Origin of the sequence: Porticoccus litoralis (assembly GCF_030676955.1) — a bacterium.
GTDB classification, from domain to species: domain Bacteria; phylum Pseudomonadota; class Gammaproteobacteria; order Pseudomonadales; family Porticoccaceae; genus Porticoccus; species Porticoccus litoralis.
Window position 1 is genome coordinate 207381 of the sequence record NZ_JAUUUU010000001.1, and the last position, 24718, is coordinate 232098.

Sequence of the window (24718 nt, forward strand, 5' to 3'; positions counted from 1 at the left end):
CCTGGCTAATGCAAGTTCTGCTGGTTGAAGATGACAGGCCCCTGGCCCAGGGGCTGCAAACTGCACTCCGCAAGCAGGGCTATTCCGTCAATCATGTGGAGACCGGCGATGCCTGTCTTCATGTGATTGTCACCGAACCCCCGGATATCATCATCCTCGACCTGGGTCTTCCTGATATGGATGGCCTGAAGGTACTACAGAAGATTCGAGACAAGCTGCAGACCCTGCCGGTATTGCTGCTGACAGCCCGGGACTCCGTCGATGACAAGGTCGCCGGGCTTGACAGTGGCGCCGACGATTACCTGGCCAAGCCTTTCGAAATGACCGAGTTACTGGCTCGGCTCAGAGTATTGGAACGCCGCCTCGGCACGGTCAAATCCAATCTTATCCAGATTGGCGAAGTAGCGCTCGATACCAGCAATCAGGAAGTATTTTTTCGCGAGCAACCCCAGGAGCTTTCCCGCAAGGAATACATGTTGCTAAAAAGCCTGATGGAGAATGCCGGTAAAGTACTCACCCGGAGTACCCTGGAAACCCGACTCTACAGCTGGGGGGAAGAGGTTTGCAGCAATGCCCTGGAAGTTCATATCCATCACCTGAGAAAAAAACTGGGTTCTGACTTCATCAAAACAGTTCGCGGTGTCGGTTATAAGGTCGCACCGCCGTGAGCTCCATCAGGCTGTTCCTGATTGCCTCTATATTGGCAATCCTTACCCTGTTCAATTTTGTCGCTGCCCTGCAGGGTTACCAGGCCAGCCTGAGGGAAGCGGAGCAACTGTTTGACAACCAGCTCTATCAGACCGCCAAACTGATTGCCAACCTGCATACTGAGCAGATACAGACACCTCCCAGCCCTCAAAACAACCTGGCCTACCAGGTGTGGCATAACAACCAGCTGATTGCCACCTCATCACCCAGCCTGCGCAAACCGATTATCGAGTTGCTGCCCGGATTTGATCACGCAAATTTCAACGGCTATCGCTGGCGAACATTGGTTTTCTACGACGACAACCACAACAACTGGATCATCGTCGCAGAGCGCAGTGACTTGCGCTACATGCTCGCGGAAAGCGTGATCACTCAGGCCGTGCTACCCATCCTGCTGGGCATTCCTTTGGCCGGCCTGCTGATCTGGCTGATTGTGAGCCGGGGCCTGAAGCCGTTGCGGGATCTTTCCGAACAACTGAAAAACAAGCAAGCCAATGACCTCACCCCCATAGCCATACCGGATCTGAAAAGCGAGCTTAAACAGGTCAACCACTCCATTAATGCCCTGATGCGCCGCCTCGGCAGTGCACTGGACCGGGAAAAGCGTTTCACCGCCGATGCTGCACACGAGTTGCGCACCCCCATCAGTGCCCTCAAGGTACAGCTGCACAACCTGCGGGAGGAAGTCCCTCAGGGTAATGAAGCCTTTGCCCAGTTGGAGGCCGGCGTTGAACGGATGCAGCACTTGGTGGAGCAACTCCTATCCCTGTATCGTTCGACGCCGGAAGAGTTTTCCCATCAAATGACTCGCCTCAACCTTTACGAACTGGCACAGGAAGTCATTGCCAACCAGCACCATGATTTTGAAAAATGCAATCAACTACTGGAACTGGAAGGTGATAACTGTTTTGTAGAGGGAGACCCGTTTGCCCTCACCACGCTGTTGCAAAACCTGCTCAGCAATGCCAACAAATACACCCCACCTGGCGGGCAGATTCGGGTCACGACAGAGGCTGTCGGTGGCCACATTTGCCTGAAAGTTGAAGATTCCGGTCCGGGTATTTCACCCACGGATTACAGCAAGGTGTTCGAGCGCTTTCAGCGCCTAAGTCATATTAAGGACGTGGCTGCTGTTCAGGGTTGTGGCCTCGGGCTTACCATTGTCAAACACATTGCAGACCTGCACAACGCACGCACCAGCATCGCACCATCCAGTTTTGACACAGGAACGGCGTTCATTATTCTGTTTCCCCGGACACCAGACAGCCATGACTAGAATCATCAGGTACTACTTACGCTTCGCACTGGCAACCCTGTGTATCCTGCTGGCCCAAACTTCCATGGCAGGTACACCAGTGATCGAGCTGAGGATCAAAGATCATCTATTTTTCCCCGAGACTCTGGAAATTCCCGCAGATACCAAGGTCAAGCTGCTGGTGATCAATGAAGACCCTACACCGGAAGAATTCGAGAGCTATGAACTGAACCGGGAAAAAGTCATTCCCGGTAACCGCAAGACCGTCATCTTTATTGGCCCATTGCCTCAAGGGGAATACCCATTTTTCGGGGAGTTTTACCCTAAAACCGCACAGGGAAAAGTGGTGGTGACCCCATGAATATTGAGGCAGATATTCCATGTTCTTGAATTCGGTAGTTCTGATACTCCAGGAAATTCTCGAAGCGGCGCTGCTGGTAAGTGTGCTGATGGTCTTCAGTCGCCTAGATGAAAGGAGGCCTTACTGGCTGCTCACAGCACTCAGCGCTGGCTTTGCTGGATCACTGCTGCTCTCCCTAAACATGGCCAACGTGTCCGAATGGTTTGATTACGTGGGCCAGGAAGTCGTCAACGCCAGTATGCAGTACGCAATCACACTGCTACTGGCCCTATTTGCATTTTCCATGTCCGGCGATCGGTCACCGGGGCGACAACGGTTAGTAACCATCTGCATGGTGGCCAGTGTGGCATTTTCCCTGACACGGGAAGGTGCGGAGGTATTTATCTATATCGAAGGAGTGTTAAGCCAGCCATCGCACCTACAGCCGACCTTGACGGGTGCGGGCATTGGCGCGGGCATTGGCATCAGCGTGGGCATACTCCTCTATTACAGCCTGTTCTGGCTGCCACGGTGCTGGATAACGTCCTGTTGTCTGCTACTACTGGCCCTGATTGCCGGGAATATGTCTTCTCAGGCGACACTGCTGCTCACACAGGCCGACTGGCTGCCTCCTACTGCAATCCTTTGGGACAGTGGCCACTGGTTGCCGGAAAACTCCATACCCGGTCATTTGCTATATGCACTTGTCGGTTATGAAGCAACGCCTTCCGTACTTCAGGGCGTAGCTTATGCTGCAGGCATCATTCTTGTGGCTTTGATGGCCTGGCTTGGCAGCCGACAGCGACATCTCAAACGCCAGCCCCTGCTGGCAGACAGAAAGGAGGATTGACTGCCAATGATATTTCCTGCCATTCGCCTCCCGAGTTCAGGTTATGCACCCTTTGTCCTTCTGGTGTTCTCCGGTCTGGCAATTGCTGACGGCAACTCCGTTGACAAAATTTACCACCCCTATGTAGATGCCCTCGAGCAGGAATTGGAGTGGCGGGCCATCTACCAGGATGACCAGCCTGGACAGGAAGATAACCTGCAACTACACCGCTTTTCTTACGGGCGCGCCTTTGGTGATCGCTGGTTTGGTGAAATCTACCTGACCGGGGAACAGTCAGAAGACACTGGTTTCAAGCTGGAAGCCTATGAGCTCGAAGCTAAATGGCAGCTCACTGAACAGGGTGAATTCTGGGCGGACTGGGGCCTGCTATTTGAGCTTGAAAAGGAATCCAACGAAAGTATCTGGGAGTTCTCTACCGGCGTACTGGTGGAAAAGGAATGGGGGCGCTGGAGCGGTACCGCCAACTTCCTGGTCAGCCAGGAGTGGGGCTCGGATATCGACGATGAAATCGAAACCTCCCTGGGCTTACAAACCCGCTATCGGCTATCCCGATGGCTGGAACCCGCCGTTGAGTTTTATGCCGGACAGGACACGAAGGCACTTGGACCAGTGCTTATGGGTGACCTGAAGGCTGGCATCCGCCGCAACCTGCACTGGGAAATAGGCTTGATTTTCGGGCTCGATGAAGACAGCGCCAACAACACCTTCCGGGCGCTGCTGGAATACGAATTCTGATCAGTCTTCAGACAACAGCTCAACCTTGTAGCCGTCCGGGTCTTCCACGAAGGCCAGCACTGTGGAACCGTGCTTCATCGGACCCGGTTCGCGCACCACTTTGCCACCGGATGCACGGATTCGCTCACAAGCTGCATAGACATCATCGACGCCAATGGCAATATGCCCATAGCCATTACCCAGGTCATAGTGTTCGGTATCCCAGTTATGGGTCAACTCCAGCACGGTATTCTCTGCTTCCCCACCGTAACCCAGGAAAGCCAGAGTAAATCTCCCTTCGGGGTAGTCATTGCGACGCAGTAACTGCATACCCAGCACATCCCGGTAGAAAGCGATTGATTTTTCCAGATCACCCACTCGCAACATGGTGTGTAATAAACGCATTTTCAGTCTCCCAAGCACTGTTACCGCTATGCCTTCACTCTAACCAATGGCCACACCACAATACAAACACCCGGCAACAAAAAAGCCGGGCGATTGCCCGGCTTCTTCACAGTTCATCATCAATGTTAGTTAGTAAACACCGGCGCGGCGACATATTCCCACAGCAGTACGGTGGCTACCAGCACCACCACTACATAGACCAGCGCCATGGCAAAGATGGCACTGGCGTACAGGAAGCCCTGATCTTCCGGAACATGCATGACATCGGGAATACCCAGGTACATGAGCCTAATGGCGTAACTGCAGGCCGCTGTAGCCAGAAGCAGGTCAAACCACCAGATAGGATAAACCGCAAAGATGCCGGCCAGGAACACCGGGCTGCAACACAGCCCCATGAACACAAATCCTTTGAAAGAATTGGTTTCAGCGTTATAGGTCTTTGACATCCAGCCAATCATCCAGCCGATAAAGATCAAAGCCCCCATCAGGGCAAAGTAGAACAGGACCACCAATGGAATGGCGCTGGCTTCGGTAATTCGCACCGGTTCATCGCCGATAATGGTCCAGCCGAACTGTGTGGTGCCAATATAAAAACCAATGGCCGGCACCATACCCAAAAAAATGAAGTAGATACTCATGCGCTTGAGGGTTTCCTCAGGCAGAGCACCGATTTTTTTCCATTCAGTCTGCGGATCGTAAAGCAATCCAACAATGTGTCCTAACATAATATCCCCGTGTTTGTATTTTTGCTGTTGGTTAATAACAGGTTATGGGAACTACTTTTTACCCTTGAAGTACCCACTCTTATACTCCCGAAGTCAAACCCATGAATTGATCAAAGTCAACTAACCCACAGGCAATTATGGTATTCGAGTTTTAGTGGTGCATATGCTGATGATTAGCATTAGAAATGCCTTTCTCGGATGCTGCCTCTACTGGCTGATGGTGCGCATGGGCCACCGCGCTCCACACTATCCACGCACCAAAGAGAATCAGCACCAGGGCCATTAGTGACCGTAGCACTCTACCTTGTAACCACTGCTGAAGCTGGGCGGAGAAGAAACCCCCGGCCAACATGGCCGGCAGGGTCCCCACCCCAAAAGCGGCCATCGCCAACGCCCCGGATAGCGGTTCAGCAGTAGCGGCGGCAAAGGCCAATGCCGAATAAACCAGGCCGCAGGGCAACCATCCCCAGAGCATACCGAACAAAAATCCCCTACCGACGCCAGTGACCCGAAACAGGCCATTACCAAGAGGCTGCAAATAACGCCAGATATACTGTCCGCCTCGCTCTAACCAGGATAGCACTCGCCACCAGTCCGCCAGATACAAGCCCATCAGGATTAACAACACACCGGATAAACCCCGCAGCCAGGGCCCGAGAAACAGATATTCCCTACCAAATAAACCCAGTAGCCCCACCAGACCTCCTGCCACACTGTAGGACAGGATTCTTCCCAGGTTATAGCTCAACAGAATTGGCCAGCGCCGCCCCTTGCCCTCAGTGGCAAAACCGAGCGCAGCAACGATGCCACCGCACATGCCAACACAGTGGCCGGCCCCCATAAGTCCGATCACAAACATGGCAAGGACAGACATATCACCGATATCGGACATCAGGGTGCGTCTCCTTTTTTGTCAGTCTCGGAGTTTGGAACGGTCTCTTCACCCTCATTATTTTCGGGTTGCACATCGCTTTCCTCGAACAGAATACGATCTGCCTCGCCCTCGAGATCATCGTACTGTCCACTGTTAACTGCCCAGAAGTATAACCAGACCGCCAGCGCACAAAAGATCAAAGAAACAGGTATGAGAAGATATAAACTTTCCATATAACAATAGATTACTTCATTTTTATAAAATTAATATTAAGTGTATTGTGGCATTTCAGCCGACACCACAGACTCTGATTTAGCCGTGCGACTTAGTCGCAAGGCATTGACCACCACAATCAAAGAGCTCAACGACATACCAATAGCTGCCGCCCACGGTGGAATATACCCACAAGCCGCCAATGGCAGTGCCAACAGATTATAGATTAACGCCCATCCAAGATTCTGACGTATCACGCCACGGGTTCGCCGTGCCAGTCGAATGGCCAACGGCATAGTCTCAAGGTTACCTGAAAGCAGAATACTGTCTGCATGGATGCGCGCAAAATCACTGGCGTCTCCCAGAGCAACCGATGCATCAGCGCCACTTAGTACCGGAACATCATTAATACCGTCCCCCACCATCAACACTCGGTGTCCCTGCTGCTGACACTCATTCACCCAGGCCAGTTTTTGTTGGGGCTGCATTTCGCCCCGATAGGCATTCACCGACAAATTTTTTGCCATCTCCGAAACGGCCTGTTGGCGATCACCACTGAGCAGCGTTACCCCAACTTTTAACTGCTGTAATTGCGAGATAGCTTCTCGCGCCCCGTTACGCATCTGATCCTGCAAGAGGATCCAGCCCAGTGGGCGACCCTCTTCACCCAACAACAGTGGAATCTGACCAGAGCATGTTTCAGTCAGCTTCGGGACAGCAAACCCCATCTTTTCAGCGACAAATTGCGGCTGTCCAATGGCGTAACTGACCCCCTGAATGGCAGCGGCAACCCCCGCACCCACCTGCTGGGAGACCTTGCTGACGTCAGGAATGGTATCAATGCCAGTAAAAGCCCTGGCAATCGGGTGCCTGGAGCCCTGCTCTAGCGTGGCTGCCAGGCTCAGTATTTTGGATTCGGGTTGATCCGCCAGTGTTACAACCCCTGCGATACTCATATTGCCCAGCGTCAATGTACCCGTTTTATCAAACACCAGTTCATCGGCTGTTGAGAGCACTTCTAACACTTGTCCTCGACTCACCAGAAAGCCTTGGCGGCGCAACTCACCCGTGGCAACAGCAATAGCGGCGGGGGTCGCCAGGGACAACGCACAGGGGCAAGTCACAACCAGCACAGAGAGGACAACCCACAAAGCCTGCTCAGGCTGATGCTGCCACCACCAGGCACCAACGCCCACCGCAATCAGCAATACAGCACCGACAAAGTAACCGGCCACCCGGTCTGCCAACGCCACCTGCACCGGCTTTTCACTGCGAGCCTTCTCTACCAGTCTGAGAATGGCAGACAAACGCGTGCGATGGCCAACTGCCGCCACCCGCACTACCAGTGGATTTTCACTGTTGATGGTGCCTGCACTAACGCTATCGCCAACAGCCTTGTAAACAGGCATTTGTTCCCCGGTCAGTACCGCTTCAACAACACTGCTGACACCGGTCTCAATGTCGCCATCACAGGGGATAGTGTCCCCAGCAGCCACTCGAATAAGGTCACCAACCTGTAGCGCCTTAACCGGAACCACGCTATCCGAACCATCAGGGTCTATGCGACAGGTCGTCACCGGTAGCAGCTGGCCCAGTGCCTCTGCCTGCATATCGTTGCGATGCCTTACCCGCATCTCCAGGTATCTGCCCAGCAACAGAAAAAACGTAAACATGGCCACCGAGTCAAAATACACTTCGCCGCTGCGACTGATGGTAGCCCAGCAACTGGCGCTGAAAGCCAGCACAATTGCCAGTGAAACCGGCACATCCATGGTGAGATGCCATTGGCGGATACTGCGCCAGGCCGCTTGGTAAAATGGAACCGCTGAAAACCCGGCGACAGGCAGGGTAATGATGAGACTGACCCAGCGCAGGTAATTTTCCCAGACTGGATCCATATCCTGAAAAGCGCCGGCATAAAGCCCCACGGCAATCATACCTACCTGCATCATGGCCAGACCGGCAATACCCAACCGTTGCAGAAAACGCCGATTTTCCTGTTGGCGCAAAGCCTTGACCGCCTCATCGGTCACTGGGCGCGGGTCGTAGCCAATATCCACCAGCGCTCCCAGCAACTGACTCAGCTTCAACTGCGCAGGGTCCCAACTCACCATGGCGCGGTGACTGGTGACATTCACCTGAACATCAGAGATACCAGAAAGTTTCTTGAGGTGCTTTTCAATCAACCATGCGCAAGCGCTGCAACTAATACCGCCCACCAGCAACTGTATTTGGCGATCGCCATTTTCCAGGTTTTCCAGATAGTCGCACTGCACATCAGGTAGGTCGTAAGCAGCCAGCAAATCTGTGCGGACTTCTTCAGGACGGCTGACGTTACTGGTTCTGTATTGATAAAACCGCGCCAGCCCACCATCGCAGATGGCCGTCGCCACAGCCAGACAACCAGGACAACACATTGGGCGTGCCTGGCCCTGAATCTCCAGAGTGAAATCTGTCCCCTCGGGGACGGGCAGACCGCAGTGATAACAGGGTATTGCCGTCATTGAGCCTTCAATGTCAGCTGATGGGATGCAGAAAAATCGAGCTCGCCCGCCAGCCGCCATTCCCGCCCGGGTTCCGGAAGCAAGCGGATGTAGTAACGGTGCAGCAGTTGTTGATCCAAATCTGTTCGGTACTGACCAGTAGTAATCGCCGACATCAACAACTCGCGATCATTATCCTCACTGGTTGGGTGAAGCAGCAGCAGGGTCAGCTCCTTTGGCGGCGTCTCGGCACCCAGCAGCTTGATAAACAACTCACCACTTTCGGGGTCCAGACGCACTTCGGCTGTGAGTCCCAACTGGGCCGCCAACCGGTCTTGCTCAAGGACCTGGTTGATAGCCAGGCCTTTGCGGTAATAGCTGTCGACGACCAACGGATCCTGATGCTTGAAGGCAATGTAAACCGTGATCAGACTTGCAACCACCACGGTAGCGGGCAGTGCTATTAGAAACCAGGGCCAAAACTGGCGGTACCAAGGTTGCTTGTCCAGGCCGTCGTTCTGGGAAAGAGGAGAATGGCGCAAAGTATTACCTCATCAGGTGAATTCAGTTCGGCAGGCATTTGATGCCCGACAGGAGCGGCTCAGAGAATACACCTTTTGCAATGGGAAACAACGCTGACCACATGGTCAAAAACCATCTCTTTGGCTCAAGCCTGGCCAAACAGACTGCCGATCAACGTCGTAGTCGCGGTCCGATAAAGCGGTTTTCCTCTATCGCATGAATGGCGGGGTTATCCACCGATTCAACAATAAAGGTGACGTCAGCATTAGGATTTTTCATCACCCCGGGATCGAGCTCAACCCTCACCGGCATGCTCAGCACTTCGCCTTCCGCCACGGAAACCTCCGTAGCACCAAGGTAATTAAAGGGATATTCACCCTCGACACGAATACTGTAGCGGTGGCCCTGCGTATCCATATTGTTGATCTTCAGGGTATAGATGTTTTCCGCCAGGCCCTGTGTATTTTCCCGGTAGAGAACATTTCGATCACGAATAACATCCACACCCAGAGGCATACGGGTGAGAATGGTGTAACCGAACGCACTGATCATGATGGTTAGTGCCAGGGCATAACCAATAAATCGAGGTCGTAAGATATGTGTTTCACCATGCTCCATGGCATGTTCAGTGGTAAATCGGATCAGGCCCGGGTCATAGCCCATTTTGTCCATCACTGTGTTACAGGCATCAATGCACAAGCCACAATCGATACATTCGTATTGCAAACCATTACGGATATCAATGCCTGTGGGGCACACCTGTACACATAACGAACAGTCGACGCAATCACCCTTGCCGTCGGCACGGTGGTCCACACCCTTTTTACGTGCACCGCGAGGTTCACCGCGCTCCGCATCGTAGGAGACAATCAGGGTGTCCCTATCGAACATGACAGACTGAAAACGGGCATAGGGGCACATGTATTTACACACCTGCTCCCGCAGAAATCCCGCATTCATGAATGTCATAACCGTGAAGAAAAGTGTCCAGAACACCGCCGCCGGATGGGCGGTAAAGGTGAACATTTCCGGCACCAGATCGCGAATCGGGTTGTAGTAACCGACGAACGTGAGGCCAGTGACAAATCCCACCAACCCCCACAGCAGAAACTTGCCGCCGCGGCGCAGGATCTTGTTGCCGTCCCAGGGAGATTTATCGAGCTTGATACGCTGGTTACGGTCGCCCTCACACCAGTCCTCGATATACATGAAGATCATGGTCCAGACGGTTTGCGGGCAGGAAAAGCCGCACCAGACGCGACCGACAAGCACCGTCACAGTAAATAGAGCGAAGGCAGAAATGATCAGCGCCCAGGCCAGCAACATAAAATCCTGGGGCCAGAAAGTGATCCAAAAGATGTGGAATTTTCGGGCTGGCAGATCAAACCAGACTGCCTGCCGCCCATCCATATTGATCCAGGGCACCAGGAAATAAGCAGCGATCATGGGCATCCATGTCCAGCGCTGCAAACTCCTGAAAAAACCGGGAAGCTGACGGGTCTGGATTTTTTCCCGTGTCTGGTAAAGATCCAGAACCTTGATGACTTCTTCGTGAGACTCATCCGGGGAATCCATCCCGGGCCTGTTTTGCTCAGTCATGTCAGCTTCTCACTCCTCTAAGAGAAAACCTCGTCAATTACTGGTTTTTGGACAGGTTGTACACGTAGGCGGTCAGCAGATGAATTTTCTCCGCTTTCAGCTTGTCAGCCTGAGCCGGCATATTGCCATTTCTTCCGTTGCGAATGGAATGACGAACCAGTGAAGGTGAACCGCCATACAACCAGACACCATCAGTCAAGTTCGGTGCTCCCATTGCCGCCACGCCTTTGCCCTCTGCTCCGTGACAGGCCGCGCAGTAGGTGGCATAGGTCTGTGCACCGACATTCGCCTTGGCTTCATCGTGTTCTCGACCACTGAGCTTGAAAACATACTCAGCAACCTGGTCAACACCCTCTTCGCCGATGACAGCGCCCCAGGCAGGCATCATACCCTTACGCCCCTGAGTGATGGATGTCTTGATATTGTCGGCACTGCCGCCATACAGCCAATCGCTATCCGCCAGGTTGGGAAAACCATAGCTTCCACGACCATCAGAACCATGACAAACCGAGCAATTGTTATTAAACAGACGACGGCTCATTTTCATGGCGTCCGGGTTGGCAATCAGCTCTTCTACGGGCATATCCGCGTACTGTGCATACACCGGGGCGTATTTGGCTTCAGCTTCAGCCACCTCTTCCTGCCACTGCCCCACTTGGGTCCAGCCCAAGACTCCGGCGTAACTACCCAATCCGGGATACAGAATCAGATAGCCGATACCAAAGATAACCGTGCCCACAAACATTTTGAACCACCAGCCAGGAAGCGGATTGTCATACTCTTCAATCCCATCGTAAACATGGCCGGTTTTTGGCGCCTCGCCTTCCTTGAGGTCCTCGCGAACTTCTACTTTGCGGTTGGCAAACAGCAGCCACGTACAGCCCGCGATCGTGATCAGGGTGATGACGATAATCCAGATACTCCAGAAGGTACTCATATCAGGTCCTACCTCTCGTTGTCTTTTGTCTGAGAGTCTTCACGTTCGTTTTGCTCATCGGCAAACGGTAGTTGAGACGCCTCATCAAAGTCTTTCTTTTTACGGCCGCTATATGCCCACCAGCAAATACCCAGGAAGGCGATCATGGTCAGGATGGTACCGATACCCTGTAATGTGCCCTGATCCATTAGCGTTTCTGTGTCAAAAGTGTGCCCAGCTGTTGCAGATAAACCACCAGCGCATCAATTTCTTTGACTTCGCCACTGGCAAATGGCTTGGCCGCATTGGCAATATCTTCATCGGTGTAGGGTACGCCAACCATCCGCAGTGCTTTCATCTTCGCCGCGGTATCCTTGCCGGTTACCGTATTCTCAAACAACCAGGGGAACGCTGGCATATTGGATTCGGGCACTACATCGCGAGGGTTATAAAGGTGAGCACGGTGCCAGTCATCACTGTAACGCGCCCCAACCCTAGCGAGGTCTGGGCCGGTACGCTTGGAGCCCCAAAGGAAGGGATGCTCGTAGACGTGTTCACCGGCAACCGAGTAGTGACCGTAACGCTCGGTTTCCGCGCGGAATGGACGAACCATTTGGGTATGGCAGACATTACAACCTTCCCGGATGTAGATATCGCGACCTTCCAAAGCCATGGCTCCGAGAGGCTTGAGTCCATCAAGAGGTTCCGTGGTATCCGCCTGCCAGAACAGGGGGATAATCTGGGCCAGGCCACCAAAGCTGATCGCAACCACGATCAGCACGATCATCAGGCCAATATTCTTTTCAACAATTTCGTGTTTCACTGTCGCTCTCCCCTATCACGCAGTCTGTACTTGAGCAGCAACATCTTCCTGCTCCTGCTCGTCACCGCGAATCGTCCGCCACACGTTGTATGCCATGATCAGCATACCGCCGAGGAAGATGACACCACCTAGCAGTCGCACGTAGTAACCCGGATAGCTGGCCTCAATCGCTTCGGCAAAGCTGTAGGTCAACGTGCCGTCGGTGTTGAATGCGCGCCACATCAGACCCTGTGCAATACCGTTCACCCACATGGAAGCGATATAAAGTACAGTGCCAATGGTAGACATCCAGAAGTGCAGGTTGATCAGGCTGACGCTGTACATCCGGTTGCGCTTGTAGAGCACTGGAATCAAGTTGTAAAGCATACCAATGGACACCATCGCTACCCAGCCCAGAGCACCAGAGTGCACGTGACCGATCGTCCAGTCGGTGTTATGGGAAAGTGCATTCACTGTCTTGATAGACATCATCGGGCCTTCAAAAGTGGACATACCGTAGAAGGACAGAGAAACCACCAGGAAGCGGAGTGTCGGGTCGTTGCGCAGTTTGTGCCAAGCACCGGACAGGGTCATCATGCCGTTGATCATGCCACCCCATGAAGGTGCCAACAGAATCAGAGACATCACCATACCCAGGCTCTGAGCCCAGTCGGGCAGTGCGGAGTACATCAGGTGGTGGGGACCCGCCCAGATGTAGACAGCAATCAGCGCCCAGAAGTGAACAATGGACAAACGGTAGGAATAAACCGGACGACCTGCCTGCTTCGGTACAAAGTAGTACATCATGCCCAGGAAGCCAGCGGTCAGGAAGAAGCCCACCGCGTTGTGCCCGTACCACCACTGCACCATCGCATCAATGGTACCGGCGTAGGCAGAGTAGGATTTGGTAGCAGTCACCGGGATCGCAGCACTGTTGCCCAGGTGCAATACGGCAATGGTGAGGATAAAGGCACCAAAGAACCAGTTCGCCACATAGATGTGCTTGGTTGTGCGCTTCATGATGGTGCCAAAGAACACCACTGCAAACGCCACCCATACCACCGTAATGGCAATATCAATCGGCCATTCCAGTTCCGCATATTCCTTGGAGGATGTCATCCCCAAGGGCAGAGTAATCGCCGCAGCAACAATAATGGCCTGCCAACCCCAGAAAGTGAACGCCGCCAGTGGGCCACCAAACAAGGTGGTCTGACAGGTTCTCTGCACCACGTGGTACACAGAAGTAAACAGAGCGCAGCCGCCAAAGGCAAAAATCACTGCGTTGGTGTGAAGTGGTCTCAAGCGCCCAAAGTGAAACCAGGGCAGATTGAAGTTAATGTCGGGCCAAACCAGTTCAGCGGCGATAATGACGCCCACCAGCATACCGACAATACCCCAAACCACAGTCATGATGGCAAATTGCTTCACCACCTTGGTGTTGTAGACCGGCTGATCACCGGCAGTCGTGACATTGCTACTCATTGGATTTTCTCGTAGTTCGTCCATTTAAAAGGAACTGCGGAGTAAAGATGTTCTCCCCACTTCTACTCCACGCATATTATTCCCCAAGTGTCAGTTGCCGGTATTGATTTGCGTCAAGTCTGACTGGCCAGCACTAACCCAACTTACGGTTTTTGTTGGCGGCAATTCTCAGGCGCAATGCATTGAGCTTGATAAAGCCCTCCGCATCTTTCTGATCATAGGCTCCTGCATCATCTTCAAAGGTGGCGATCTTTTCGTCAAACAAACTGTCATCAGATTGACGGCCCGCAACAATGACATTGCCTTTGTACAACTTCACCCGCACCTTGCCATTTACGACCTCTTGCGACTCATCAATCATGGTCTGCATCATCTTACGCTCGGGTGACCACCAGTAACCGTTATAGACCATTTCTGCATATTTTGGCATTAATGAATCTTTCAGGTGGGCGACTTCCCGGTCCAGAGTCAAAGACTCAATGGCACGGTGGGCTTTCAACATGATGGTGCCGCCGGGCGTTTCATAGCAACCACGGGACTTCATGCCTACATAGCGGTTTTCCACCAGGTCGAGGCGGCCGATACCGTTTTCACCACCGACTTTATTCAGATGCGCCAGCACTGTTGCCGGCGACATGGCCTGACCATCGATAGCGACGATATCGCCTTTCTCATAAGTCAGTTCAATATAGGTGGGCTGATCAGGTGCTGCTTCAGGAGAGACACTCCAGCGCCACATGTCCTCTTCCGCCTCCCACCATGGGTCTTCAAGATTTCCGCCTTCATAGGAGATATGAAGCAGGTTGGCGTCCATGGAATAAGGGGATTTTTTCTTCTTGTTGGAAAAATCCACAGGGATATTGTGCTCTTCACAATAGGCCATCAGTTTTTCTCGGGAGTTGAGATCCCACTCACGCCAGGGAGCAATCACCTTGATGCCCGGCTTCAGCGCGTAAGCGCCCAGCTCGAAGCGCACCTGATCATTACCCTTACCGGTGGCGCCGTGGGAAATGGCATCAGCACCGGTTTCGTTGGCGATCTCAATCAGGCGCTTGGCAATCAGCGGCCGGGCGATGGATGTGCCCAGCAGGTATTCGCCTTCGTAAACAGTGTTGGCTCGGAACATCGGGAACACAAAGTCACGCACGAACTCTTCGCGCAGATCGTCCACGTAAATTTCCTTAACACCGAGTCCGGCAGCCTTGGCCCGCGCCGGTTCCACTTCCTCACCCTGGCCAATATCTGCGGTAAAGGTCACCACTTCACACTGATAGGTTTCCTGCAGCCAGCGAACAATCACTGAGGTATCAAGCCCTCCGGAATAGGCGAGCACTACTTTTTTGATGTCGGACACCACTTGTCTCCTGATTGGAAAAATTGAGGTAAAAACTGGGCGGATATTCTAATGGCTCGGGCGCCAGTTTCACAGTAAACCGCCTCCACGAATATCTGTTATAGATCTCGAACCCAGCCGCGACTATCAAGCGAGCAGTGTTTCCGGTAGCATTTACCTACCAATTGATGCCGATAGTTCCCCATGATCCAACTCACCATAACCCGCCCTGACGACTGGCATGTGCACCTGCGTGACGGCGATGCCCTGCCATTTACAGTTCCCGATGCCGCCCGCTATTTTGGTCGCGCTATTGTGATGCCCAACCTGGTTCCCCCGGTGCTCAACACACAGCAGGCCCTGGACTACCGGGAGCGCATTATTCAACATCGTCCCGCACAGAGCACATGGGAGCCCCTCATGGCGCTCTACCTGACGGACAACACAACATCCGAAGAGATTGTCCAAGCCAGAGACTCCGGCATGGTATTCGCCTGCAAGTACTACCCGGCCGGCGCGACCACCAATTCGGACTCTGGCGTAACGGATCTCAACAACATTTATCCGGTGCTGGAAACCATGGAAAAAGTGGGGCTTCCCCTGCTACTGCACGGTGAGGTCACCGACGGCGATGTGGACATCTTCGACCGTGAGGCGGTGTTTATTGATCGTCACCTCGGCAAACTGACAACGGCCTTTCCCGGCCTGAAAATTGTGCTGGAGCACATTACCACCAGCGAAGGTGCCCAGTTTGTCGGTGAGGCCTCCGCCAATGTGGCAGCCACCATCACCCCGCAACACCTGCTGTTTAATCGTAACCAGATGCTGGCTGGCGGTATTAAGCCTCACTATTACTGCCTGCCGATCCTAAAACGCCAGCAACACCAGCAATCGTTGCTGGCCGCAGCAACCAGCGGCAGCTCCAAGTTCTTTCTGGGCACAGACTCAGCACCCCACGCCACCCACCGCAAGGAAAACGCCTGTGGTTGTGCCGGTTGCTACTCCAATCACGCCGCGCTGGAGTTGTACGCTGAAGCTTTTGAGCAGGCGGGAGCGCTGGACAAGCTGGAAGCCTTTGCCAGCCATTTCGGGGCTGACTTCTACGGACTGCCCCGCAATACCGACACCATCACGCTGGAAAAATCTCCCTGGCAAAGCCCCGCCTATCTTCCTTTTGGCGGCGACACACTGACACCGCTTGGCGGTGGCGAATATCGCCAGTGGCGAGTTATCTAATGGACCATCCACCCATTTCCTACCGCTTTCGCGGATTCCTACCCGTGGTCATTGACGTGGAGACTGGCGGCTTCAACTCAGGTACAGATGCATTGCTTGAAGTTGCCGCCGTGACTCTCACCATGGACGATGATGGTCAACTCATGCCCTTTGAAACAATCTGCCATTCGGTACTGCCCTTTGAAGGAGCCAATATCGAGCAGGCTGCATTGGATATTACCGGGATAGATCTCAATAATCCCTACAGAATGGCACTAGAGGAAGACGAAGCGTTGCGACAAATATTTTTGCCCATTCGCAACGCGGTCAAGGAATCTCACTGCAGCCGGGCCGTGATGGTGGCCCACAACGCCCATTTTGACCTTGGCTTTATTAATGCCGCCGTAGAACGCACCGGCATTAAACGCAACCCATTCCATCCATTCTCCTGTTTTGACACTGCCACCCTTGGCGGACTGGCTTATGGGCAGACCGTGCTAGCCAAAGCCTGTGAAGCGGCAGAGATCGAGTTTTCCAACAGCCAGGCCCACTCGGCAGCCTATGATGCTGAAAAGACGGCAGAATTATTCTGTGGTATCGTCAATCGATGGAAAGACTTGGGCGGCTGGCGCTGACACAACCAGGCAACCCACCAGCTGCCCGAGCAACACCTACATAGCAATAGGAGAAGCAGCATGAGCGGCAAAGGTAAGGCGATTCTCGCCCACATTACCCTGATCGGCTGGATTATCGCGTTAATTCTGAACCTGCAAAAACGTGACAGTTTTGCCTCCTACTACATTCGACAGTACCTTGGCATCATGGTGGTCGGATTTATCGGTAACATTCTCTTCATGGCCATCCACAATGCGCTCGCCAGCGTCTGGATGATTATTATCCTGGTCGCCTGGCTCATCAGCCTCGTTGGGGCCTGTACCGACAAGAAAAACGAAGTGCCCTATATAGGGCGATATTTTCAGGAATGGTTTAAGGGGCTCTAGAACAAGAGGTTCAGATTTAAGAGATTTTAAATAAGAGCTTCAGGATTAAGGAGCTGGCTAATAGCCAGCTCGAGACACTCTACAAATTGCAGAGCAACACCCATCAATATTGAGAAACTGGTAACCTGACGACTAGGCCATCCAACTCGTCCGTCACTTTTATCTGGCAGCTCAAGCGGCTGGTCGGTTCAGGTGCAACGACCATTTCCAGCATCATTTTTTCAGCGCCTTCGGGTTCTCCGACTTTGTCGTACCAGGCTTCATCCACATAACAATGGCAGGTGGCGCAACTGCACACCCCTCCACACTCTGCAAGAATACCGTCGATCATGTTGTCCACAGCACCCTGCATCACGGTATTACCGACGGGCACATCAACTTCGTACTCGCCTCCGTTAGCTTCCACGTAATGAATAATTGGCATTGAAAAACCCTTATGACTACCTGTAATAATTTTTTAACTGATCAGGCCTTTTAGATCGAAGTTTTCATCCGCCAAATGTGCGGGATCGATGCCTATACCACTGACCAGCAACTGCCTAGCCACCATAAACTCTTTGGGACGATTGATGCAATCTGCAGCCAACAACTGATTGCCGCGAAGATACCAGGCAACAAAACTTCTGCCCTGCTCGGGATTACCGCGTAACACCAGGTTATCGAAGCCATCATGAAGCCCGGCGATCTGTAACTTTAAGTCGTATTGGTCAGACCAGAACCACGGGTAACCGTCGTAACAGAGCCGATTTCCACAAATGCTTGCGGCCGCCGACTTTGCCTGCTCCATCGCATTGGGAACGGACTCCAGTCGCAGACGCCTGCCCAGTAGCCTACTGGGGTGATTGGCACAATCTCCCGCCGCAAAAATTCTGGAATCTTCCGTGGCTGCATATCCATCCACCCAAATGCCATTATCCACTTTCAAACCGCAGCCTGAAGCCAGCTCCGTATTGGGGATCACACCAATACCGACAATCACCAAATCTGCGGGTAGTCTTCGCCCGTCGGTACTGACTACACCGGCGACTTGACCATCCCCTTCAATAGCGGCAACTGCCCAGTCAGTGAGAACAACCACTCCCTCTTCCGTGTGGACCCGTCGGTAAAAAGCAGACACTTCCGGCGCAGTGACCCTGGCGAGCAGCCGTGGCTGCACCTCAAGCACGGTCACACTGACGCCCAGTCTTCGCAATGCCGCTGCCGATTCCAGGCCGATGTAACCACCACCCACAATGACCACCCGAGTAGCTGACTGCAGCTGCCCCCGTATGCCATCGACATCATCCAAGGTTCTCAGGTAATGAACTCCCTGTAGGTTGGCACCAGGAACCTGAAGCTGCCTGACCCTGGCACCTGTGCAAAGCGCCAGCTTGTCGTAACCATAACGCTCGCCATTTTCAAGTAAGACAGAACGGGAAGCTCGATCGATCGACACAACTCGACCCTTCAGCAATTTGATGCCATGTTTTTCATACACAGCCGGTGGGCGGATTTGCAGAGACTCCCTGCCCCGTTCACCGGACAGATAATCTTTGGACAACGGCGGACGCTGGTACGGGACGGCGGAATCATCACCGATAATCCAAATATCGCCAGTCCAGCCCTCCTGCCGCAGGCTCGGAGCAAGCTGGGCCGCCGCATGGCTCGCCCCGACAATAATCACCCGCCCAGTCATTAACTGCACCTGCTCCACAAAAGGGCACATTATCAGGACAGCCGTTGAAGGAAGGCAAGCCGCGGTCTCCGCAGCATCGCCATCCCACTCACAATCAACGTCGAAAACATGCTTAATTGTAGAAAAACTAGCTAAGACTTCAGTTGGCGATAATTATTTTACTTTATGTAATATATAGAGAAATTATTTTATCCAGGAAGCGGCGTCACTAAAACCAACAAAGAATACCACTTGAAATATCTAGAAATTGTAACTAGACTACAGCGCCCTCAAACCGAGCGTTGCAACCTCATACACATGGAATTCGCCACATCATTGGCGTTAGAATAGCCGCCCTGCCCTGCAGGCCAGCAAACCAATTAACCGAGATAACAATGGCTGATTCATTTAAAGAAAGTGCCCTCCACTACCATACCCATCCAGTTCCCGGAAAACTTGAGATCCGTCCGACAAAACCACTGGCCAACAAGCGCGACCTGTCACAGGCGTACTCGCCTGGCGTAGCCTATGCCTGCGGCGCCATTGTCAAAAACCCAACGGAAGTTGCCAACGTAACTGCCCGGGGCAATCTGGTAGCTGTTATCTCAAACGGCACAGCAGTACTTGGCTTGGGTGATATCGGCCCACTGGCTGCCAAACCTGTCATGGAAGGCAAGGCAGTTCTGTTTAAAAAGTTTGCGAATATCGATGTTTTTGATATTGAAATCGACGAGACCGATGTGGACAAACTCGTCGACACCATTGCCTCCCTGGAACCGACCTTTGGCGGCATTAACCTGGAAGACATCAAGGCGCCGGAATGTTTTCTGGTAGAGCGCAAACTGCGCGAAAGAATGAATATTCCCGTGTTCCATGACGACCAACATGGGACGGCCATTGTCTCGGCAGCAGCTGTCTATAACGGCCTACGCATCGTCGACAAGAAAATTGAAGATATCAAACTGGTGGTGACCGGTGCCGGTGCCGCCAGTATTGCCTGCGTGGATCTGCTGGTCAGCATGGGTCTGAAGAAAGCTAACGTCCGCATGATCGACCGCAATGGCGTTATATATAAAGGCAGAGAAGCCGGGATGAACCCCTGGAAAGAAAGTTATGCGGTGGAAACTGAAGACCGCACCCTGGACGATGCCATTGTCGATGCCGACCTGTTCCTTGGACTGTCAGGACCCGGAATTCTCAAAGATCACATGGTCAAGAAGATGGCTGACAAGCCTCTCATTCTCGCCATGTCGAACCCAACACCGGAAATTATGCCGGAAGTTGCCAAGGCCGCGCGTCCTGACGCCATCCTCGCCACCGGCCGCTCCGACTACCCGAACCAGGTCAACAACGTACTCTGTTTCCCGTTTATTTTCCGCGGCGCCCTGGACTGTGGCGCAACCGTGATCAACGACGCCATGAAACAGGCTTGCGTGAAAGCCATCGCCGACCTGGTTCATCGCGAAGCTTCCGAAGCCGTCGCCGAAGCCTATGCCGGTGAAGTCCTGAAATTTGGCCCCGAATACCTGATCCCGAAACCCTTCGATCCCAGGCTGATTGAGGAAGTCCCAGTTGCGGTTGTTAAAGCTGCCATGGAAAGTGGTGTTGCCACTCGACCCATTGAAGACCTGGAGGCCTACAGACAAAAACTGCACTCCTACGTCAGCCGCAGCCGGCTGTTTATGCAGCCGATGATTGAACAGGCACGTCGCAATCCATCCCGCATCGCCTATGCCGAAGGTGAAAACGATGATGTTCTGCGAGCCATGCAAGGCGTGGTTGATGAGAAAGTTGCTCACCCGATCCTGATTGGTCGCCCAGCGGTGATTAACCGTAAGATTGCCGAGATGGGCCTGCGAATTCAGCCTGGCATCGACATCGAGATCATCAACCCCGAGGAAGGGGATCACCACGAGAATTACTGGCAGTTCTATCACCAGCATGTGGGACGGTCCGGTGTATCGGTTGAAGCCGCTCAGAACGCCATTCACACCAACAACACCGTACTGGCAGCCATTATGGTCGCGCTGGGTGACGCCGACGGCCTGATCTGCGGAAAGGTCGGTCGCTTCGACAACCATCTCCGCGATATCCAGAGCATCCTCCCCCAGAGCGACACCACACAAATGTCTTCCGTGTGCGTACTGTTGATGGAAGATGGGCCACTGTTCCTCGCCGACCCATTCGTCAACGTAGACCCCACAGAAGAACAGGTAGTGGCAACGGCGCTCAACACCATTGGCTTTGTAAAAAGTTTTGGCATTGAACCGAAAGTGGCGCTGCTATCCCACTCCAATTTTGGCACCTACGATGACCCATCTGCCCACAAAATGAAACGGGCGGCAGAGCAGCTGCGCAATCAGTTCCCCGACCTTCAGATTGAAGGAGAAATGCATGCTATGTCAGCGATGAACGAAACCCTGAGAGAGCGTATTTATCAGAATGCCAATCTCAAGGGACGTGCCAATGTGCTAATCATGCCGAACATGGATGCTGCCAGCATTACACTTGGCCTGCTGAGATCCCTCACCAATGCACGACTTGTAGGGCCATTCCTGTTTGGCTGCGACAAACCTGCACACATTCTGATCCCGTCGGTATCCGGTCGCGGCATTCTCAATATGACTGCACTCATCGGTGCTGACATCACATCGAAATCTGATCAGTAATCAATTTTTCTTGAGCAAAAAAAACGCGGCATTAGCCGCGTTTTTTTGTATTGAAAATCAGCCCCGGTCAATAGTGCGGGGGCTTCTCATTACCACCCATCTCGTCAGGCAACTTCTCTGCCAGCTCGGTCACTTTTGTGCCCAACAGATCACAGCGCGCCACAAGGCGGTCGAGCAGCTCCTGTTGACGATAGAGCACATCACTCAAACGCTCAATGGCGTCTTCCTGGAAGGCCAACCGCGTCTCGATATCGATCAATCGATCTTCATCCATCCCCTATCTCCCAAAGAAAAAACTACTGACACAAAAAAACCGCAGGGCAAGCCCTGCGGTTTTTACGCGAACACCCAATATTTACAGCTTATCAGCGTTCTCGGAGAGGTAAGAAGCAACACCATTCGGAGATGCGTCCATACCTTTATCACCTTCTTTCCAGCCAGCCGGGCACACTTCACCGTGGGACTGGTGGAAGCTCAGGGCATCAACCATACGCAGCATTTCATCAATGTTACGGCCAAGAGGCAGGTCATTGACCACTTGGTGACGAACAACACCATCTTCGTCGATCAGGAATGAGCCGCGGAAAGCAACACCAGCGGCGTCGAACTCCACATCATAGGCCTGACAGATTTCGTGTTTCACATCAGCAACAAGGGGGTACTTAACTTGGCCAATACCGCCATCATTGATGGACGTGTTACGCCAGGCGTTGTGGGTGAAAACTGAATCGATGGAAACACCGATCACTTCGACACCACGCTTTTGGAATTCTTCATAGCGGTGATCAAATGCGATCAGCTCAGAAGGACATACAAAAGTAAAATCCAGCGGATAGAAGAAAATGACCGCTTTTTTACCTTTGATGGCATCGGACAGAGTGAACGCGTCAACAATGTCACCATTGCCCATTACCGCCCCAGCAGTAAAGTCTGGTGCTGGCTTACCAACTAAAACTCCCATGGTCTAACTCCTCTTTTTAATTAAGTTATTAATCGTGTTGGGGCTACCGGCAGCAGCCCTTTACCAAAACATTAGAAGTCATCTTACACAATGAACCAACTATGTCTCATTGTTATTCTCTATAACCACAATAAGTCAACTTAAAACAAATCCCGTTAAAGGAGGCATCACTCGGCTTTCGGTGCCGCAGCCTTAACCAGCTCGGCGAGTTCACCGTTTTCGTGCATTTCAGTGATGATGTCGCAGCCACCGACCAGCTCACCATTCACCCACAATTGGGGAAACGTAGGCCAGTTCGCGTACTTTGGCAAGTTCGCACGAATCTCGGGGTTACTCAGAACATCCACATAGGCAAAACGCTCGCCACACGCCATAAGTGCTTCTACGGTGCGTGCTGAAAAACCACATTGGGGAGCATTCGGAGAGCCCTTCATATAGAGAATGACCGGGTTACCTTCTACCTGCTCACGAATGGTTTCCATAATATCCATTGATATGTACCTCTAAATATTTAACCACGTAATAGTCGACTATTAAGGTCAACTATTCTACTCCACTCACCGGCATCTGACACTACATCGGTCAAAAAATTCTTTTACTTCCCAACAGCACTACCAATAACGCTAATACAAATAGGAATTGTTTGCACGTGAGAACGATTCTCGTTATAGTTTGGGCCGTCTTACCCAAAGGCATTCAACAGAAGAACATTCGGAGAAAGCAACATGTACAAGAAGACTCTGCTTGCCGCGGCCGCCATTGGGCTAGCCTCGACAGCACAGGCTGCAGCACCATCACTCGAAGAAATGTGGGAATTAGTGCAAAAGCAACAGGCAGAAATTGCCCAACTTAAATCACAGCTCAGTGAAACCGAACAACGTGTCGCTCAGACTGAAGAAAAAACCGAAGCCACCTTCGCCGCAGTCGAAGAAGTCAGCGCCGGTCCCGTTGCCAAGCTGGCAGAGTGGGCTGAAAAAACTACTATTGGCGGCTACGGTGAGGTCCACTACAACAACCTCACGTCTGATAATTCTGACAACTCCAAAGATGAGTTCGACCTGCACCGCTTTGTGCTGTTCTTCGGCCACCAATTTAATGATGATCTGCGCTTCTTCTCTGAACTGGAAGTCGAGCACAACGTCGCGGGAGAAGGCAAAAATGGTGAAGTGGAAATCGAACAAGCCTATATCGAATACGATTATGCACAGCACCACCGCGCCAAGGCCGGTGTGTTCCTGATGCCAGTGGGCATTATTAATGAGACCCACGAACCCGATACTTTCTACGGTGTTGAACGCAACAATGTTGAAAAAGACATTCTGCCTGCTACCTGGTGGGAAGCTGGTGCCATGTTCAGTGGCGAACTGGCTCAGGGGCTGAGTTACGATGCAGGTGTGCACTCGGGCCTGTATATCAATCCCATGGATGGCAAATATAAAATTCGTGATGGCCGCCAAAAAGCCAGCGAAGCAAAGGGTGATGATCTCGCCTATACCGGTCGCCTGAAATACACCGGAGTACCCGGCCTGGAATTGGCCGCCACCGTTCAGTACCAGTCCGACCTTTGGCAGGGCGAAACCTTCGGCGGTGAAGACGAAGCAGACGCCACATTGTGGGAAGCCCATGCCATTTACAACAGCGGTCCCTTTGGTATTCGTGCGCTTTACGCTCACTGGGACATCGACGACGCCATTGAAGCCGTTCAGGCCGGTGCCGATGAGCAGGAAGGCTTCTACATCGAACCCTCCTACAGACTTTCTCCAAAACTGGGACTGTTCGCCCGCTACAGCGAATGGGACAATCAGGCTGGCGAGAGCGGTGACACCGAAAAAGAGCAATATGATATTGGTGTAAACTACTGGCTGGCAGAAAATGTGGTGCTGAAAGCAGACTACATGCGTCAGGAAGTAGAAGTTGGTGACGAACTGCGTGGATTTAACCTGGGGGTAGGTTGGAGCTTTTAAGCCAACAACATTTATCAACATCCATGAGGAGAG

The 24718-nt window shown here is 52.7% G+C and carries 27 protein-coding genes; 10 read left to right on the forward strand and 17 right to left on the reverse strand.

What is annotated here, in order from left to right:
* Positions 1 to 8 precede the first annotated feature (8 nt).
* The 5 genes from Q8A57_RS01035 to Q8A57_RS01055 are packed head-to-tail and all read left to right on the forward strand — an operon-like array spanning position 9 to position 3888.
* Positions 9 to 668 (forward strand): response regulator, encoded by a 660-nt coding sequence (locus tag Q8A57_RS01035; RefSeq protein WP_305169065.1) that lies wholly within the window; start codon positions 9 to 11, stop codon positions 666 to 668.
* Positions 665 to 1984 (forward strand): ATP-binding protein, encoded by a 1320-nt coding sequence (locus Q8A57_RS01040; RefSeq protein ID WP_305169066.1) that lies wholly within the window; start codon positions 665 to 667, stop codon positions 1982 to 1984. The genes Q8A57_RS01035 and Q8A57_RS01040 overlap by 4 nt, the downstream gene beginning before the upstream one ends.
* Complete coding sequence (locus Q8A57_RS01045) at positions 1977 to 2324, forward strand: cupredoxin domain-containing protein (RefSeq protein ID WP_305169067.1); 348 nt, start codon at positions 1977 to 1979, stop codon at positions 2322 to 2324. Before Q8A57_RS01040 ends, Q8A57_RS01045 begins: the two co-directional genes overlap by 8 nt.
* Before the next feature lie 19 nt (positions 2325 to 2343).
* A complete protein-coding gene (locus tag Q8A57_RS01050) occupies positions 2344 to 3153 on the forward strand; it encodes an FTR1 family protein (RefSeq protein WP_305169068.1) in 810 nt (269 codons plus the stop codon).
* A 6-nt stretch (positions 3154 to 3159) separates the two neighbouring features.
* Positions 3160 to 3888, forward strand: coding sequence for a hypothetical protein (locus Q8A57_RS01055; RefSeq protein ID WP_305169069.1), 729 nt, complete (start codon positions 3160 to 3162; stop codon positions 3886 to 3888).
* Here the strand turns inward: Q8A57_RS01055 and gloA are convergent, their stop codons facing one another.
* The 12 genes from gloA to Q8A57_RS01115 all read right to left on the reverse strand — a co-directional run bounded on the left by gloA (position 3889) and on the right by Q8A57_RS01115 (position 15242).
* The gene (gene gloA, locus Q8A57_RS01060; protein WP_305169070.1) at positions 3889 to 4272 is read right to left on the reverse strand and encodes a lactoylglutathione lyase; all 384 of its coding nucleotides are present in this window, start codon (positions 4270 to 4272) and stop codon (positions 3889 to 3891) included.
* A 125-nt stretch (positions 4273 to 4397) separates the two neighbouring features.
* Positions 4398 to 4997 carry a Yip1 family protein gene (locus Q8A57_RS01065; RefSeq protein ID WP_305169071.1) on the reverse strand — a complete coding sequence of 200 codons (600 nt, stop codon included), beginning with the start codon at positions 4995 to 4997 and terminating at the stop codon, positions 4398 to 4400.
* Positions 4998 to 5148: 151 nt separating this feature from the next.
* Positions 5149 to 5889, reverse strand: a complete 741-nt coding sequence (locus Q8A57_RS01070) for a sulfite exporter TauE/SafE family protein (RefSeq protein ID WP_305169072.1) — start codon at positions 5887 to 5889, stop codon at positions 5149 to 5151.
* Positions 5889 to 6104, reverse strand: coding sequence for a cbb3-type cytochrome oxidase assembly protein CcoS (ccoS, locus tag Q8A57_RS01075; protein ID WP_305169073.1), 216 nt, complete (start codon positions 6102 to 6104; stop codon positions 5889 to 5891). The genes Q8A57_RS01070 and ccoS overlap by 1 nt, the downstream gene beginning before the upstream one ends.
* 36 nt (positions 6105 to 6140) lie before the next feature.
* The gene (locus tag Q8A57_RS01080) at positions 6141 to 8588 is read right to left on the reverse strand and encodes a heavy metal translocating P-type ATPase (RefSeq protein WP_305169074.1); all 2448 of its coding nucleotides are present in this window, start codon (positions 8586 to 8588) and stop codon (positions 6141 to 6143) included.
* Positions 8585 to 9109, reverse strand: a complete 525-nt coding sequence (locus Q8A57_RS01085; protein WP_305169075.1) for a FixH family protein — start codon at positions 9107 to 9109, stop codon at positions 8585 to 8587. The genes Q8A57_RS01080 and Q8A57_RS01085 overlap by 4 nt, the downstream gene beginning before the upstream one ends.
* A gap of 151 nt (positions 9110 to 9260) precedes the next feature.
* Positions 9261 to 10688 carry a cytochrome c oxidase accessory protein CcoG gene (gene ccoG, locus Q8A57_RS01090; protein WP_305169076.1) on the reverse strand — a complete coding sequence of 476 codons (1428 nt, stop codon included), beginning with the start codon at positions 10686 to 10688 and terminating at the stop codon, positions 9261 to 9263.
* A 37-nt stretch (positions 10689 to 10725) separates the two neighbouring features.
* A complete protein-coding gene (gene ccoP / locus Q8A57_RS01095; RefSeq protein WP_305169077.1) occupies positions 10726 to 11625 on the reverse strand; it encodes a cytochrome-c oxidase, cbb3-type subunit III in 900 nt (299 codons plus the stop codon).
* A gap of 8 nt (positions 11626 to 11633) precedes the next feature.
* A complete protein-coding gene (locus Q8A57_RS01100) occupies positions 11634 to 11813 on the reverse strand; it encodes a cbb3-type cytochrome oxidase subunit 3 (protein WP_305169078.1) in 180 nt (59 codons plus the stop codon).
* Positions 11813 to 12427: a cytochrome-c oxidase, cbb3-type subunit II gene (gene ccoO, locus Q8A57_RS01105; protein WP_305169079.1), complete on the reverse strand. Its 615-nt coding sequence runs from the start codon at positions 12425 to 12427 to the stop codon at positions 11813 to 11815. Before ccoO ends, Q8A57_RS01100 begins: the two co-directional genes overlap by 1 nt.
* Before the next feature lie 15 nt (positions 12428 to 12442).
* Positions 12443 to 13888 (reverse strand): cytochrome-c oxidase, cbb3-type subunit I, encoded by a 1446-nt coding sequence (gene ccoN / locus Q8A57_RS01110; RefSeq protein WP_305169705.1) that lies wholly within the window; start codon positions 13886 to 13888, stop codon positions 12443 to 12445.
* A 133-nt stretch (positions 13889 to 14021) separates the two neighbouring features.
* Entirely contained in the window at positions 14022 to 15242 is a 1221-nt protein-coding gene (locus Q8A57_RS01115; RefSeq protein WP_305169080.1) for an argininosuccinate synthase, read from the reverse strand.
* 183 nt (positions 15243 to 15425) lie between these two features.
* Between Q8A57_RS01115 and pyrC the strand changes: the two genes are divergently transcribed.
* The 3 genes from pyrC to Q8A57_RS01130 are packed head-to-tail and all read left to right on the forward strand — an operon-like array spanning position 15426 to position 17437.
* Entirely contained in the window at positions 15426 to 16457 is a 1032-nt protein-coding gene (gene pyrC, locus Q8A57_RS01120; RefSeq protein ID WP_305169081.1) for a dihydroorotase, read from the forward strand.
* Positions 16457 to 17071, forward strand: coding sequence for a ribonuclease T (gene rnt / locus Q8A57_RS01125; RefSeq protein WP_305169082.1), 615 nt, complete (start codon positions 16457 to 16459; stop codon positions 17069 to 17071). The genes pyrC and rnt overlap by 1 nt, the downstream gene beginning before the upstream one ends.
* Before the next feature lie 60 nt (positions 17072 to 17131).
* The gene (locus tag Q8A57_RS01130; RefSeq protein ID WP_305169083.1) at positions 17132 to 17437 is read left to right on the forward strand and encodes a Niemann-Pick C type protein family; all 306 of its coding nucleotides are present in this window, start codon (positions 17132 to 17134) and stop codon (positions 17435 to 17437) included.
* Between the two features lie 103 nt (positions 17438 to 17540).
* On the opposite strand, the gene Q8A57_RS01135 is transcribed toward Q8A57_RS01130, so the two are convergent.
* On the reverse strand, positions 17541 to 17861 hold the full coding sequence (locus tag Q8A57_RS01135) for a 2Fe-2S iron-sulfur cluster-binding protein (protein ID WP_305169084.1): 321 nt from the start codon (positions 17859 to 17861) through the stop codon (positions 17541 to 17543).
* Between the two features lie 33 nt (positions 17862 to 17894).
* On the reverse strand, positions 17895 to 19142 hold the full coding sequence (locus Q8A57_RS01140) for an NAD(P)/FAD-dependent oxidoreductase (protein WP_305169085.1): 1248 nt from the start codon (positions 19140 to 19142) through the stop codon (positions 17895 to 17897).
* Positions 19143 to 19486: 344 nt separating this feature from the next.
* Between Q8A57_RS01140 and Q8A57_RS01145 the strand changes: the two genes are divergently transcribed.
* A complete protein-coding gene (locus tag Q8A57_RS01145) occupies positions 19487 to 21760 on the forward strand; it encodes an NADP-dependent malic enzyme (RefSeq protein WP_305169086.1) in 2274 nt (757 codons plus the stop codon).
* 67 nt (positions 21761 to 21827) lie between these two features.
* On the opposite strand, the gene Q8A57_RS01150 is transcribed toward Q8A57_RS01145, so the two are convergent.
* From Q8A57_RS01150 to grxD, 3 genes are all read right to left on the reverse strand, one after another.
* Positions 21828 to 22034, reverse strand: coding sequence for a SlyX family protein (locus Q8A57_RS01150; protein WP_305169087.1), 207 nt, complete (start codon positions 22032 to 22034; stop codon positions 21828 to 21830).
* An 81-nt stretch (positions 22035 to 22115) separates the two neighbouring features.
* Entirely contained in the window at positions 22116 to 22721 is a 606-nt protein-coding gene (locus tag Q8A57_RS01155) for a peroxiredoxin (RefSeq protein ID WP_305169088.1), read from the reverse strand.
* Between the two features lie 167 nt (positions 22722 to 22888).
* A complete protein-coding gene (gene grxD, locus Q8A57_RS01160; protein ID WP_305169089.1) occupies positions 22889 to 23212 on the reverse strand; it encodes a Grx4 family monothiol glutaredoxin in 324 nt (107 codons plus the stop codon).
* 234 nt (positions 23213 to 23446) lie between these two features.
* Here grxD and Q8A57_RS01165 point away from each other — a divergent pair, with 234 nt between their 5' ends.
* A complete protein-coding gene (locus Q8A57_RS01165) occupies positions 23447 to 24685 on the forward strand; it encodes a porin (protein ID WP_305169090.1) in 1239 nt (412 codons plus the stop codon).
* Positions 24686 to 24718 lie beyond the last annotated feature (33 nt).

Bases quoted from the DNA above. Each gene is read 5' to 3' on its own strand.
- Q8A57_RS01045 (WP_305169067.1), top strand. From the start codon at position 1,977: ATGACTAGAATCATCAGGTACTACTTACGCTTCGCACTGGCAACCCTG.
- pyrC (WP_305169081.1), top strand. From the start codon at position 15,426: ATGATCCAACTCACCATAACCCGCCCTGACGACTGGCATGTGCACCTG.
- rnt (WP_305169082.1), top strand. From the start codon at position 16,457: ATGGACCATCCACCCATTTCCTACCGCTTTCGCGGATTCCTACCCGTG.
- Q8A57_RS01050 (WP_305169068.1), top strand. From the start codon at position 2,344: ATGTTCTTGAATTCGGTAGTTCTGATACTCCAGGAAATTCTCGAAGCG.
- Q8A57_RS01130 (WP_305169083.1), top strand. From the start codon at position 17,132: ATGAGCGGCAAAGGTAAGGCGATTCTCGCCCACATTACCCTGATCGGC.
- Q8A57_RS01055 (WP_305169069.1), top strand. From the start codon at position 3,160: ATGATATTTCCTGCCATTCGCCTCCCGAGTTCAGGTTATGCACCCTTT.
- Q8A57_RS01155 (WP_305169088.1), bottom strand. From the start codon at position 22,721: ATGGGAGTTTTAGTTGGTAAGCCAGCACCAGACTTTACTGCTGGGGCG.
- gloA (WP_305169070.1), bottom strand. From the start codon at position 4,272: ATGCGTTTATTACACACCATGTTGCGAGTGGGTGATCTGGAAAAATCA.
- Q8A57_RS01065 (WP_305169071.1), bottom strand. From the start codon at position 4,997: ATGTTAGGACACATTGTTGGATTGCTTTACGATCCGCAGACTGAATGG.
- Q8A57_RS01140 (WP_305169085.1), bottom strand. From the start codon at position 19,142: ATGTGCCCTTTTGTGGAGCAGGTGCAGTTAATGACTGGGCGGGTGATT.
- Q8A57_RS01165 (WP_305169090.1), top strand. From the start codon at position 23,447: ATGTACAAGAAGACTCTGCTTGCCGCGGCCGCCATTGGGCTAGCCTCG.
- Q8A57_RS01100 (WP_305169078.1), bottom strand. From the start codon at position 11,813: ATGGATCAGGGCACATTACAGGGTATCGGTACCATCCTGACCATGATC.
- Q8A57_RS01135 (WP_305169084.1), bottom strand. From the start codon at position 17,861: ATGCCAATTATTCATTACGTGGAAGCTAACGGAGGCGAGTACGAAGTT.
- Q8A57_RS01150 (WP_305169087.1), bottom strand. From the start codon at position 22,034: ATGGATGAAGATCGATTGATCGATATCGAGACGCGGTTGGCCTTCCAG.
- ccoG (WP_305169076.1), bottom strand. From the start codon at position 10,688: ATGACTGAGCAAAACAGGCCCGGGATGGATTCCCCGGATGAGTCTCAC.
- Q8A57_RS01080 (WP_305169074.1), bottom strand. From the start codon at position 8,588: ATGACGGCAATACCCTGTTATCACTGCGGTCTGCCCGTCCCCGAGGGG.
- ccoN (WP_305169705.1), bottom strand. From the start codon at position 13,888: ATGAGTAGCAATGTCACGACTGCCGGTGATCAGCCGGTCTACAACACC.
- Q8A57_RS01035 (WP_305169065.1), top strand. From the start codon at position 9: ATGCAAGTTCTGCTGGTTGAAGATGACAGGCCCCTGGCCCAGGGGCTG.
- ccoP (WP_305169077.1), bottom strand. From the start codon at position 11,625: ATGAGTACCTTCTGGAGTATCTGGATTATCGTCATCACCCTGATCACG.
- ccoS (WP_305169073.1), bottom strand. From the start codon at position 6,104: ATGGAAAGTTTATATCTTCTCATACCTGTTTCTTTGATCTTTTGTGCG.
- grxD (WP_305169089.1), bottom strand. From the start codon at position 23,212: ATGGATATTATGGAAACCATTCGTGAGCAGGTAGAAGGTAACCCGGTC.
- Q8A57_RS01070 (WP_305169072.1), bottom strand. From the start codon at position 5,889: ATGTCCGATATCGGTGATATGTCTGTCCTTGCCATGTTTGTGATCGGA.
- Q8A57_RS01145 (WP_305169086.1), top strand. From the start codon at position 19,487: ATGGCTGATTCATTTAAAGAAAGTGCCCTCCACTACCATACCCATCCA.